The sequence below is a fragment of the Marinitoga sp. 1138 genome (assembly GCF_013363265.1).
In the GTDB taxonomy this organism is placed as follows: domain Bacteria; phylum Thermotogota; class Thermotogae; order Petrotogales; family Petrotogaceae; genus Marinitoga; species Marinitoga piezophila.
On sequence record NZ_LBFA01000011.1, the window covers coordinates 79,560 to 92,909 of the forward strand.

General features: G+C 28.6%; 13 protein-coding genes and 1 tRNA gene. 2 read left to right on the plus strand and 12 right to left on the minus strand.

Translation table 11 applies throughout. The features are described from left to right. Window position 1: 1 nt before the first annotated feature. The 4 genes from XO11_RS04610 to XO11_RS04625 form a co-directional block, all read right to left on the minus strand. The gene (locus XO11_RS04610) at window positions 2-934 is read right to left on the minus strand and encodes a MoxR family ATPase (protein ID WP_014296425.1); all 933 of its coding nucleotides are present in this window, start codon (window positions 932-934) and stop codon (window positions 2-4) included. 33 nt (window positions 935-967) lie between these two features. Then, window positions 968-1,285, minus strand: coding sequence for a DUF190 domain-containing protein (locus XO11_RS04615; RefSeq protein WP_014296426.1), 318 nt, complete (start codon window positions 1,283-1,285; stop codon window positions 968-970). Continuing rightward, on the minus strand, window positions 1,282-1,659 hold the full coding sequence (gene crcB, locus XO11_RS04620; RefSeq protein WP_014296427.1) for a fluoride efflux transporter CrcB: 378 nt from the start codon (window positions 1,657-1,659) through the stop codon (window positions 1,282-1,284). Before crcB ends, XO11_RS04615 begins: the two co-directional genes overlap by 4 nt. Before the next feature lie 81 nt (window positions 1,660-1,740). Then, window positions 1,741-2,013 (minus strand): HU family DNA-binding protein, encoded by a 273-nt coding sequence (locus XO11_RS04625; RefSeq protein WP_014296428.1) that lies wholly within the window; start codon window positions 2,011-2,013, stop codon window positions 1,741-1,743. 257 nt (window positions 2,014-2,270) lie between these two features. On the opposite strand from XO11_RS04625, the gene XO11_RS04630 reads away from it, so the two are divergent. Next, window positions 2,271-2,347 (plus strand) — tRNA-Asp (locus XO11_RS04630). Between the two features lie 31 nt (window positions 2,348-2,378). Here XO11_RS04630 and XO11_RS04635 read toward each other — a convergent pair. Genes XO11_RS04635 through ruvB form a run of 8 tightly spaced genes read right to left on the minus strand, consistent with a single transcriptional unit; the run spans window position 2,379 to window position 11,633 of the window. Continuing rightward, on the minus strand, window positions 2,379-3,893 hold the full coding sequence (locus XO11_RS04635; RefSeq protein WP_175418228.1) for a class I SAM-dependent methyltransferase: 1,515 nt from the start codon (window positions 3,891-3,893) through the stop codon (window positions 2,379-2,381). A 4-nt stretch (window positions 3,894-3,897) separates the two neighbouring features. Next, on the minus strand, window positions 3,898-4,566 hold the full coding sequence (locus tag XO11_RS04640; RefSeq protein WP_175418229.1) for a uracil-DNA glycosylase family protein: 669 nt from the start codon (window positions 4,564-4,566) through the stop codon (window positions 3,898-3,900). A 16-nt stretch (window positions 4,567-4,582) separates the two neighbouring features. After that, a complete protein-coding gene (locus XO11_RS04645) occupies window positions 4,583-8,047 on the minus strand; it encodes an LptF/LptG family permease (RefSeq protein WP_014296431.1) in 3,465 nt (1,154 codons plus the stop codon). Between the two features lie 4 nt (window positions 8,048-8,051). Then, the gene (locus tag XO11_RS04650; RefSeq protein ID WP_014296432.1) at window positions 8,052-8,771 is read right to left on the minus strand and encodes a DUF47 family protein; all 720 of its coding nucleotides are present in this window, start codon (window positions 8,769-8,771) and stop codon (window positions 8,052-8,054) included. Beyond that, a complete protein-coding gene (locus XO11_RS04655; protein WP_014296433.1) occupies window positions 8,768-9,595 on the minus strand; it encodes an NAD(+)/NADH kinase in 828 nt (275 codons plus the stop codon). The genes XO11_RS04650 and XO11_RS04655 overlap by 4 nt, the downstream gene beginning before the upstream one ends. A 5-nt stretch (window positions 9,596-9,600) precedes the next feature. After that, window positions 9,601-9,906, minus strand: a complete 306-nt coding sequence (locus XO11_RS04660) for a YggT family protein (protein WP_014296434.1) — start codon at window positions 9,904-9,906, stop codon at window positions 9,601-9,603. Between the two features lie 4 nt (window positions 9,907-9,910). Next, the gene (locus XO11_RS04665; protein ID WP_175418230.1) at window positions 9,911-10,609 is read right to left on the minus strand and encodes a YggS family pyridoxal phosphate-dependent enzyme; all 699 of its coding nucleotides are present in this window, start codon (window positions 10,607-10,609) and stop codon (window positions 9,911-9,913) included. Window position 10,610: 1 nt separating this feature from the next. Next, entirely contained in the window at window positions 10,611-11,633 is a 1,023-nt protein-coding gene (ruvB, locus tag XO11_RS04670; RefSeq protein ID WP_175418231.1) for a Holliday junction branch migration DNA helicase RuvB, read from the minus strand. A 182-nt stretch (window positions 11,634-11,815) separates the two neighbouring features. Here ruvB and XO11_RS04675 point away from each other — a divergent pair, with 182 nt between their 5' ends. Next, a complete protein-coding gene (locus XO11_RS04675; RefSeq protein WP_050899156.1) occupies window positions 11,816-13,333 on the plus strand; it encodes a site-2 protease family protein in 1,518 nt (505 codons plus the stop codon). Window positions 13,334-13,350: the final 17 nt, after the last annotated feature.

A 13,350-nucleotide genomic window follows, 5' to 3' on the forward strand; every position in this document is an offset into this window, starting at 1 on the left:
ATCACCTTATAACTCTTACTTCTTCTAATATATCGCTTATTAAGTCATATGGTGATACTTTTTTTATTTTTGCTTCTGCTTTGAGAATTATTCTATGTGCCAAAACATATTTTGCTATGTTTTTTACATCATCTGGAATAACAAAATCCCTTCCTTCTATTGCAGCAACGCTTTTTGATAATTTCATTAAAGCAATAGAACCTCTTGGACTGGCACCTACCTTTATATCTTTGTGATTTCTTGTTCTATTAACTATTTCAATAATATATTCTTTTATTTCATCGGAAACAAGTACATTATTTACTTCTTTTTTCACTTCTGATAATTCTTCAGCAGAAGATACACTTTCTATATGATTTATAGGATGTTCTTTTTCCTGCGAATTTAACATTTCAACTTCATATTGAGGATCAGGATATCCTAAGGATAATCTAATCATAAATCTATCTACCTGTGCTTCTGGTAATGGAAATGTTCCTTCGAACTCAATTGGGTTTTGCGTGGCAATTACAAAAAAATGTTTTTCAAGTTTGTGGGTTATTCCATCTATAGACACCTGATTTTCAGCAAGTGATTCAAGCAATGCTGATTGTGTTCTTGGCGTTGCTCTGTTTATTTCATCACCAAGTAATATATTGGTAAAAATAGGACCTTTTTTTAAGACAAATTCATTTTTATTTTTATCGAATATATATAAACCTATTAAATCGTTTGGAAGTAAGTCCGGTGTAAATTGAACCCTTTTAAAATCAAGATTAAATGATTTTGCAATTGCTCTTGCAAGTATTGTTTTTCCTGTTCCTGGAACATCTTCTAATAAAACATGTCCTTCACTAAAAAACGTTGCTAATACATATTTTATTTTTTCATCTTTTCCTTTTATTACTTCATTCACATTTGATATTATTTTATTAGTTAGTTTTTCTGCTAACATTTAAAATCCCCTTCCTGCTTTGATTTTATATTATTACTTGTTTTTTTCTATTCTTATGCTTTCAACATCCCAATATACAACTAACCCATCAAAATTACATTTTTTTACTTCTTCAATTATCTTTTCTATTTTATCGCTGGAATCTACTATTTCAACTACTATTGGCAAATCTTCACTTAATGTAAAAAAATCAACTCTATGTACATGATGTTTTTCTCCAAAACCCATTATCCCTTTTAAAACAGTAACTCCTTTAATTCCATGGTCATAACATAATTTTACTATATGTTTATATACAGGGGTTCCATCGCAATGATCACCTTCACCAAGATAAATTCTTAAAAATTTCATGTTCCCAACCTCCCCAATGCATAGCCAAGAAATGCAAATAAAAGACCTAAAAACACGCTTATTGATAGATACAATAATGAATATACATTAAACCCTTCTTCACTTAAAACTATTGTTTCATACATAAATGTTGAGAATGTGGTAAAAGAGCCTATAAACCCTGTGGTGAAAAATAACATAAAATTTTTAGGTAGTTCAAGTCTGTATATACTCAGCGACATTAAAAAACTCAAAACAAATGCACCTATTAAATTTACCATTAATGTTCCATAAGGCATATTTGAAAATGGAAATGCTGTATTTACATATTTTGATACAAGATACCTCGATATTGCTCCTAAAAATCCTCCAATACCAATATAAATCAAGTTCATACAATTCCTCCAGTATCTTAATTTTATAAATATGGATTATTATCATAAATTTAAACGGAGCCAGAATGGGCTCCGTTTAAATTATTTTACTTTTGCTTTTAATTCTTTACCAGCTTTGAATTTAGGTACTTTTCCACCAGGAATTTCAATAGTTTCCTTTGTTTGTGGGTTAACACCTTTTCTTGGTTTTCTTTCTACAACTTCAAAAGTACCGAATCCAACGATTTTTACGTTGTCGCCTTTTGATAAAGCTTCTGACACAACGTCTACAAATGAATCAACAAATAAAGCTGCTTCTTTCTTTGTAACGGATAATTTTTCAGCTAATGCACTAACGAGTTCCTTTTTGTTCATACATGCACCCCCTATGTATTGATATAAACGTATTTCAAGGCAATTTTACCACATTTTTTTGTTAAAATCAAGCATCTATGTTAATTTTAAACATTACAAAAGACTTTATTTTTAAAAGTTCTCTTCTTATTATATGAATATTATTTATTTTCAAGGTTTTCATCATTAAAATATTACTAAAAAACATGTCACTATTTAGAAACCAATCAGGACTGGATTTGTAATATTTCTTTCGGTATAATATATCCGGAAAGCTTGGGGACGTGGTGCAGTTGGTTAGCATGCCGGTCTGTCACACCGGTGGCCGCGGGTTCGAGTCCCGTCGTCCCCGCCAAAAAATCCGGATCTTATGATCCGGATTTTTTTTATACATATATCTTTTTTATATTCTTCTTTATAACTTCTTCTATTTGTTCTTCATATATTTTTGTTTCCTTTTTCTGTTTTTTCAATCTTATTATTTCTTTAGTAATATGAGAAATTTCATCTTGTATTGTTAAATCAAATTCAGGTATTTTTATATTTTCAAGCAATTTTTGTGTAAAAGACATTCTTCCGCCACGCTTCCCGCCATAGGATATATAATACTCTCTAAAAAATAGCGAATTTAAATATCCTAAAAGAAAATATATATCTTTTTCTAAATACGGTTGAATAAACAATACATCTCCTGAAGGGAAATAACTTTCTTCTGAAAAACTAAAACGATTATATGGTTTTCTATCTAATGCTGGAACATATATTCTTTTACCTGGATTTTCCATTAAAAATTTATAGTTTCTTGCCGCCTGCCATTGATACCATTTTGTTCTCCCTGGCAAAAACCTTTCTGACATTTCTTTTTTGTGTTTTAATAATCTTATGTATACTTCTGGATACTTTTCTTTCAAAATTTTTTCTTCAATGCTTTTATCTATAAATATATATCTATGAAAACCATTTACTATATATCTATCGCAATTTTTAGCTTTTATAAACGGTTTTATGAGTTCTTTTGATGAGTTATCCATTTTTTGATACTCATTTTCAGAAATATAGAAAGCTTTTTTATATCCAGATACAAATCCTACACCTATTTTTGCTATATCTTTTAATAATTTATATTCTTGAATATCCCATTTTCGCATTTCTGATGTTGACCATACAGTATTTTTTTTAAATGGCGGTAATTCATAATATTCAAAAAGCTCACTGCTTTTTTTTTCTTCCAGAACTTTTTCAATATCTGATCTAATTTTATTTATATCATTTATTTGCTGGTTTTTGATATTTAATACTTTTATTTTTTTTTCAAATATTCCTTTTTTATATTTAAATATAATTGTTTCAGGATTTTTTGAAAATAACCTTATTTCTCCAAGATCTATTATAATCTCAAAAGATCCGTTTTTTATCATAAAATTTCTTAAATATGCCGCATGTGTGTTAAAAAAGAAATGGTATGGAACTATATATATAAGTTCTCCTTCTTCTTTTAATAACTCTATTGATTTTATAATAAATGCATAATAAATATCCGCTTCAGCATTTTTTGCAATCTTTTTTATTTGTTTGGATAATCTCTTTGGTAAATCACTATAATGTACATAAGGTGGATTACCCATAATAAGATCAAATCTTTCTTTAAAGTTTTTTGTAAGAAAATTTTCTGCTAATATTTCATATTGTGGATATTTTTCTTTGCATAATTTATAAAATTCTTTATTCATCTCTATTCCATATACATTATTAAATCCATACTCCTGTAATTTTTTTAAAAAAACTCCCCTTCCGCATCCAGTATCCAGGGTAAGGGAGTTTTTATTTTTGCCGGTTAATTTAACCATTAATTCTGCTATTAATTCAGGTGTTTCTACAAAACCTATTGGTTTTTTATACATTTTATCATCCTTTGTTTATTTTATTTTCTGCTGCAATTACGCCTTTTTCAACCGTTGTTACCAGCTTTTTTGTATCTAAATCTGGATTATTTTTCAACTGTTTGTACATATAACCTATCGCCTGCATATCAATTTTTGCATAAAACAATGGAGATCCTTCTTTTTCACTCCTATTTCTAAGAAGATAGCTTGGGTGAAATGTTGGGAATATATATATATCGCCATACCATTCTTTGAATCTTCCTCTATGTTTTGTAATGGGAACTGTTTGCTTCAAAAAATAATTTAATGCTGTAGAACCTAACGCAACTATAATTTTTGGTTTTATTGTCATAACCTGCGCAAGGAGAAAATGACTGCATTTTTCCATTTCTTCGCCTGTGGGCACTCTGTTTTTAGGTGGCCTACATTTTACCACATTGGTAATATATAAATCTTCTCTATTTATCTTTGCCACTTCTTTTAACAATTTATCAAGTAAATTCCCTGCTCTTCCTACAAATGGTCTTCCCTGTAAATCTTCATTTGCACCAGGACCTTCACCAACAAACATTATAGGTGTATCTAAACTCCCTTCACCTACTACTACATTATTTCTTGATAAACTTAAAGAACACCCTTTACATTTTTTTATTTTTTCGCTAATTATATCCATATCTTCCATTTTTCCCATTGTTTTCCCTCCAGAATTAGAACATATTTATATCTACACCTTTTTCTTCGGTATATCCAAATGATTTCTCAGGTATATCTGCAATAAAGAACTTTAATTCAAATTGTTTAAATGAAAATTCTGGCAATAATTGTAAATCTCCCTTTAAGTATATTGACCAACATATGATCTTTTTATTAATTTCAAACTGCGAAAATGTCCATTCGTTATTTTTTATATCATATGTAAACGAAATCTTCGCCCAATCATATTTAGTCGCTGTATCATAACCTATTCCAGTTTTTAAATATTGATTTTCAATATCATAATCTATTGAAGTCGTAAGACTTTTAGACGCATCTTTGGCTTTGTAGCTCAAATCGTAATGAATATTGTTATAATCATTAAATAAATTTAAATTCCCTTTATATTTTCCACCATATTTATCGTAAAAAAGATATTTTGATTTTATTTGAGGAATTGTTTCTTTCCAATCTTCTTTTTTAAAATAATAATCATAAAATATTTCTATTTTATTTTTACCAAAGGTTATTATATCGTTATTTTCTATCTTTATTATAGGTAATTCTTCATCTTTGTGATTGTATTCAAATTCATATTTATGCTTTAAAATTGCAATCTTTAAAAAACCATTGAAATTTGTCGTAATAAATTCAAAATTTTCTTTTTCCAGAGATGTTTTTGTATTATTTTCAAATTCTAAAATACTATATTTTAAATTATATTTTGTTGTAAAAAAATGCGCAATAAATCTATCTTCTCTATTTTCTTTCATAAAATCAAAAGTTCTATTATATCTTCCATCAAAAGAGTTTTTTACATCTAATATATCCCACGATGCATCGATACCAACAAAATCGGTTAATTTGTTTGTATGCGTAGCGGGAGTGGAAATCCATTTCGGTTCATTAACTAAAACTCTATAATATTGATAATCTGAAACACCATATTGAAAAACAAAAGCTCTAATTTTAAAGTTACCTTTTGTCCCATAGGTAAAATAATTGTATATTCTATCAGGATATATATGTTTAAATGACATTCTCATCTCAGGAGAAAGAGATGAGTCTATTGAAAACCAATTATTATAAAAAAAATCATTTGAATATTTTATAGGTGTAATTTTATTGTATATTGCATCTTTTAAATATAAATTCAAACTTCTTAAATTATCTCTTTCATATAGAGCTGAAAAAGATGTTTTTATTTCATTTTTTAGAGAACCATTGTATATTTTTGAATTTGTAGATGTATTTATACTTATTTTCTTTTTATCCCACGAATCCGATAATTTAGTTGCAGGTCCAGTAATATATAGACGAGTAGAATTTAACTTAAAATAACTTTTTTTATATTTTTTTTCCAGTGAAGGTGTTGTAAGTTTTAAAAAAGTTACAGAACTTAAATTTCTATTTCTCCATGAATACGCTGAATATAATGAAAACTTACCTAAATCTGTTTTTATATCCTTTAAAGACAGAGAAAATGCATCTGAATTGTTTGAAAAACTATGAATAACCTGTGCAGAATAAGTAAGGTTTTCCAATTTTTTTGTTAATGAAAATTTCAAATCTGAAATGCTTGAATTTGAAATACTATTTGAAAACGCAAGTGTTCCAAGAATCATAGGAATTGAATATGTATAACTCATTTTTTGTGAAACTGTATTTTCTTTTGTATTTCTTGAATATTCCTGTGAATAAGATAGTATAGATTTGTCTGGAAATGTGTGATTAATTTTTACTGTAATAGTAATTGAATCATTTTTAAATGCAAAAGCAGCCAAAAATGGAGCTTTCTGTTCTTCAGCTAAACTTTGAAAATAGAAAGGAAAATAAAAAACTGGAATACCAAAAAATTCAAGTGTAACGTCACGCGCAATAAGAAATTGATCAGGATAGATTGTTACATGAGAAGATTTAAAGTAATATGTAATACATTCCTTACATGTTGTCATCTTTACTCTTTCGGAAAATACAACATCATCATCTGTTTTCTTTTTTGAAATTTCAGACCATACGCGTATTTTTACATTCTTTTTTTTTTCATTTTTAAATGATTCTATTGAATATGTATGATTTAAAATTACATCTTTACTTTCAAAATTAACTTCCATTTGAGACGCTTCTATGGTTCTTTTGCCCTGAATATATGTAACATTATCCAATAAATATGCGTTTTGAATTTGATTTTTATCATTAAGAAACCCATATCCTCTTGGAGCTTTAATAATTGAATCTTTGTATTTTATAGTTGTACTTCCTTCAAATGTAATCTTTGTTCCATCTATAGTGATATTCTCGGAATCAATAAATACCTTTTCAGAATATCCGTAATTTGCAAGAAATACCACTACAATACCAACACCAATTATTCTTTTTAAAGGTTCAATTAATTTATATGCTGCTCTTGTATCAAGTAATATAAATAATACAATTCCAACTATACCAAAAAATATATTAGGCAGCCACGGTGCAAGATATGGATTTATAATCTTCTCCTTTCCCAAAGCACTTAACCATGCACCAGACCCCTGATATAATACAACAAGTATAAATGTTGAAATAACACTCCACGATTTACTTTTCAGGTTTATAAATAATGAAAGCGCTACTCCAAGAAGCGCTATAACCATTGGCGCAACTGAATTAGAAAATTTTTCCTGATAACCAACAATTAAAGCTGATGGATCTCCACCAAGTCTTTGGGTTATTTCAATTTTGTGCTTTAATTCTTTTGTTGTCATATCATTTGGACTTTTTGAAAATCTCAGATATTCTTCAACATCCTTTGATATATCCAATTTTAATTTTTTAAATGTAATATCAAGTTTTAAAAGTCCATCATCTGTTAATCTAAAAATTCTTCCATTTTCCATATACCAGGTATCTTTATCCTTAAATGCCTTTTCTGCATGAAAAACCGTTGTTTTAGAATAATCCACCTCATATAATAATATTCCATACAAAATACCCTTATCTTTATCTATTTTCCTTACGTATAAATACTTTTTATTTCTTTCAACCTCAACGAATTTATTCATCTCTATGTTTGCTTGAGCACTTTTATACACATACTTTGAAATAGCTTCTTTTGCTTTCATATTTGATTTTGGAACTATTGTATCGTATAACGCAAAAGTAAAAATTGAAAGAATAAACGATAACACCAGAAAAGGTAATATTATCTTTTTTGATGGGATACCCAAGGACTGTAAAGCTATAATTTCATTATCATTAGATAACCTTGATAAAACCCAGAATATAGAAAAAAGTATTCCCACGGGAATACCCATCACAAGAAAATATGGAATATGGAAAGAGATTAATATAAACAATTTATCAATTCCAACTTTATTTCTTACAATTATATCTGATAATTGATACAATAATTCAACACTTACAAATACGATAAATCCAACAAGTCCCATTAAAAAAGGGGATATAAACTCTTTGGATATGTATTTCAGCAATTTTGTCATTTATCTATTCCCCCATTGAATAAAATATATCAAATCCTTCTTTTGTACATTTATATCTATCCCCGGTCAATATAAATATTGTATACTCTGCAATGTTAGCACTTAAATCAGAAAACTTTTCTATATTTGAAAGTATTTCAATATGTGCCATAATAGATCTAAAATTATCTTTTGAAACTTTCAACATTAAATTTCTTTTAAACGCTTCATACAAACTATCTATTTCATTATCGGTATTACAAATTTCTTTAGCAAGTTCAAATGACTCTCCAAGAACATTCCCGTCTTCTATAACATTTGAAAATAATTTTAACGCATCACCTAACATTCCCTGAGAAATTTCAAAGAGATCTTCAAATTGATATGGATTTATAGAATTCGGTAATTTTAAAAGATCCACATTATTTTTAGCCATTGTTTCACACATATCTGCCATGCTTTCAAGGATTCCTATTATTTTATTGCCTAAAAAAACAATTTTTAATGATTTTCCATAAAGATTATTGGTTGCTATAATCTCCATAGCCTTATATTCAAGGCGTGCTTCTACAAAATCAACACGCGCATCCTGTTCTATAATTTCTTTTGATAACTTCATATTTTTTTCAAAAAAAGCATCTTTGAACTTTAAAAACATTCCCTGGACAATTCTGCCCATTTTTAAAATTTCGTTATGATATGAAATTATTATATTCTTTGTTTCTTCTGGTAATAAATCTATCATATCAATCTCCTACCAAAGCCTAATTTATTTATTAATACTTTAAAAAATGAATAATCATTTTTCTGTGCAAGAGTTACTTTCTTATCAGATGATGAAACTAATACAGCCATTCCACTTTCAATTCTATGAACTATATCGCCATCAACAGTTACATATGCATTACCCGCATCAATATGATGAATCATTATTTCAACATAATTATCAGGAGAAATTACCAACGGTCTTATATTTAAAGAATGTGAAGCTAAAGGATTTATAGTTATAAGATTTAATGAGTGCTCAATTACCGGTCCGCCCATGGACAAAGCATAACCCGTAGAACCTGTTGGAGTTGAAATAATAACTCCATCTCCAGAATAATTTAAAACGCTTTCTCCTTTTATTAATATTTCAAGATCAACTGTTCCAATAGGCTGACTTTTCTGAATGGTTATATCGTTTAAAGATAATATTTTCTTTCCTCCAACATAGCATTCAAGCAAAAATCTATCTGAATAATGCAAATTGTTAGAAGCTATGTCTTTAGCAGCCTGTTCCATTTCTGTGCTATCATATGCAGTTAAAAATCCCAATGTTCCAAGATTTATCCCAACTATAGGTACAGAATATTCAGCAGATAATTCTGCAACTCTTAAAACAGTTCCATCTCCTCCCAAGACAATAAAAACATCAGATTCCTGATAAAGAGTATTATCAGGAAGTGCAGAACCTGCTGGCATTACCTTTAAAATTTCAATATCATTTTCTTCAAAAACATGAAGATAATTGTCTATTATTTCCTGTTTTTTTGCTTTTATAGGATTAAAAAATAAAATTCCTTTCAAGATTATCACCTCAAAACTCGAGCAAGGTCAAAAAGCGTATTAACCAAAAAGCTATCGAGTAATATTAAAATTAATATTGACACAAATGGTGTAAAATCAAACATTCCAACAACCAATCTCCCACCAAATAACCTTCTTACAGGTCTATTTATAAGTTCAGAAACCTGATCGAAAAAATTTCTAATAGGATTATGATAATTAAAGGATATAAATGAAAAAATAGAAGATATAACTATAGATATTTCAAAAAAGTTTATTACTATTCTTAAAACATTTGCTATACCATAAAAAAGATTCCCTAATATGAACATTTTATCAACCTCCTGTTGTATAATTTCGTTTTCCAAATATAAGAGATCCAATTCTCACCATTGTTGTGCCACTTTCTACAGCAATTTCATAATCATTGCTCATACCCATTGATAATTCAGTAATTTTTTCATATTTTACATTTAATTTATCTCTTAATTCTCTCAATTTATCGAAGATATTTTTTATGAGCCCTTTATCATCTGTATATGGTGCCATTGTCATTAAACCCACAACTTCTAAATTTTCATAATGCATCGCCATTTTTATAAATTCTTCAACTTCTTCTGGAACAATACCACCTTTTGTTTCTTCTCCAGAAACGTTTACCTCTATCAATATCTTTTGAATTTTATTGTGTTTTTTAGCTATTTTATCAATTTCCTTTAATTCCTTCTCACGATACACAGAATGTATATATTCAGCAATTGGAACTATATATTTAACTTTATTTGTTTGAATTCTTCCTATAAAATGCCATGTTATATCATAACCCTCTAATTCCTGATGTTTTGCTCTTAATTCCTGAGCTTTGTTTTCTCCAAAATTCTTTATTCCATATTCATATGCTGCTTTAATATAATCAACTGGAAATGTTTTAGAAACTGCCACCAATCTAATTTCGTCAAATTGTCTATTTGATCTTTCAGCTGATTCTTTTATCTTTTCATTTACAAAATCAAGATTTGATTTTATAAATTCCATATTAATTCCCCCATAACGAATATAAATTTTTATTTGACTTTTCAATTCCTAAATGTTTTAAAGCTTTTTCTGTTATCATCCTGCCTCTATGTGTTCTTACCAAAAATCCTTTTTGTAATAAATATGGCTCATATACCTCACTGATACTATCAGCTTCTATTCCTAACGAGGCTGCAAGCGCCTTCAATCCAACCGGACCACCATTATAAAAATCAATAATGGTATTTAATATCTTTCTATCCATTTCGTCAAGACCTTCTTTGTCAATTTCAAGAAGTGTCATTGTTTTTTCTGCAGTATCGACATCTATTAATCCACCATTATTAATTTGAGCATAATCTCTAACACGCTTTAATAATCTATTTGCAATCCTTGGTGTTCCTCTCGAACGTTCCGCAATTAATAAGGCGGCATCATCGGTAATCTTTACATTTAATAAATTCGCACTTCTTATGATTATTTCCTTTAATTCATGCGGTGGATAAAAATTCATTTCCATAATTATTCCAAATCTACTTCTTAATGGCGCAGCAATTAATCCTGTTCGAGTTGTTGCACCAATAAGTGTGAAATGATTTAAATCTATTCTTATTGACCTGGCACCTGGTCCTTTGCCTATAACAATATCAAGCTGAAAATCTTCCATAGCAGAATATAAGATTTCTTCAACTGATCTGTTTATTCTATGAATTTCATCTATAAATAACACATCTCCATTTTGTAAATTGGTTAAAATAGCTGCTAAATCGCCAGCGCGTTCAAGAACAGGACCACTTGTTATCTGTATATTAGCTCCCATTTCATTTGCTATTACATTTGCAAGAGTTGTTTTACCAAGACCAGGTGGCCCTGCAAGTAAAATATGATCCAACGGCTCTTTTCTTTCTTTAGCCGCATCAATGGTTATTTTTAATTTTTCTTTTACTTTTTCCTGACCAATATATTCATCTAAAAATTGTGGTCTTAAATTTATTATTGTACTTTCTTCTGGCTTTTCCTGTGGGTCAAAAATTCTTTCGTCCATATATTCCCTCCAAAAAACTTCGCTTTTATTATTATATCATATTATGATATACAAAAAATATATAATTATTGACAAAAATTATAAAAAAACAATATAACATATTAGAAACAATATACCTTCATAATTTAACACATACATATGGTAAAATATTTATAAAAGGATTTATTGACGGAGGTGTTTCAATGGCAACTATTTTCTGGTTTTTAGTGGTAATAACAATTGTAGTCTTTTTTCATGAATTAGGACATTTTTTATTTGCAAAATTGTTCAAAACCAAAGTAGAAGAATTTGCAATAGGAATGGGACCAAAGTTATTTAGTATAAAAGGTAAAGAAACAGAATTTAAATTTAATCTAATTCCTCTTGGCGGATATGTAAAAATTGCCGGTGAAGAAATGGAAGATACTGATAAAATTTCTGACGATCCATCTTTATTTTATAATAAAAAACCATGGCAGAAATTTCTCATTGCTTTTGCTGGCCCGGCATTTTCAATATTACTTGGATATATAATCTTAGCCTTTTCTGGAATGATATATGGATTTAACGAAGTTAAAATTGCAGAAGTAATACCTGATTCTCCGGCATTTTATAGCGGTCTTGAAGCTGGTGATGTAATTCATAAAGTAAATGGAAATCTTGTTTTTGACAGTTCTATTTTAAGCTTTACCATAAAAGAAGGAAAACCTGTAAAACTTGAAGTTTTGAGAAATAATATACCTGTAGAAATTACTGTAAAACCTGAAAAAACAATACCTGAATATGTTATCGCATTTAAACCTGATACAAACAATATCGAATTAACTAATAAAAAAATTCTGGAATTCAATACACATTCTGCAAATGAAATAAAGGACATTTTGCCTAATCTGGAAAAAAATGACCGTTTAATTTTGAAATTAGATGATGGAAATACTATAGAAGGAAAAATAGTAACTTATTCTATTATTCCTGAAAGATATGCTATAGGTGTATACTTTGCCTCATTTTCAAATGAAATAAATAAAGATATTGAACCTTTTAGAGCAGGAGATAGAATTACAAGTATAAACGGCATTGAAATAAAAAATGGTATTAATCTTATAGATGCACTTTCTAAAATAACTCTTGAACCTGGAACTGAATTAATCAGAATAAAAAATGGGAAAATAGTAGAAAATTACACAGGAAAAGAAAATAAAGACCTGAATATAACTGTATTAAGAAACAATCAAAAAACAAATATAAAAATTTCTAAAGATGCATTTATACAGATTTTACAGGAGCCAATGGTTTTAAAATTTGATTTTGATAAATGGAGACCAAAAGGTTTTGAGGTTATTACTACTTCAATTCAATGGGCAAATACATTGTTAAAGGCTATGGTTGATATGATTGGACAATTATTTACTGGCAAGGTTAAAACCAGTGAAGTTATGGGGCCTGTCGGAATAGCTGGAGTTGTTGGTCAAGCTGCCAAAGCCGGTCCTGAAGCTTTGATTTCTCTAATTGCATTAATCACCTTGAACCTTGGTATTGTTAATTTATTGCCTATACCTGCCTTAGATGGCGGAAGGATAGTATTTTCTATATATGAAATGATTACCGGAAAAAGAACAAATCCAAAGGTGGAAGCTACAATTCACACTATTGGTTTTATACTCTTAATGATATTATTTATTTTTATTACTTTTAATGACATATCAAGATTTTTCAAATAAACTTATAAATTAATTTT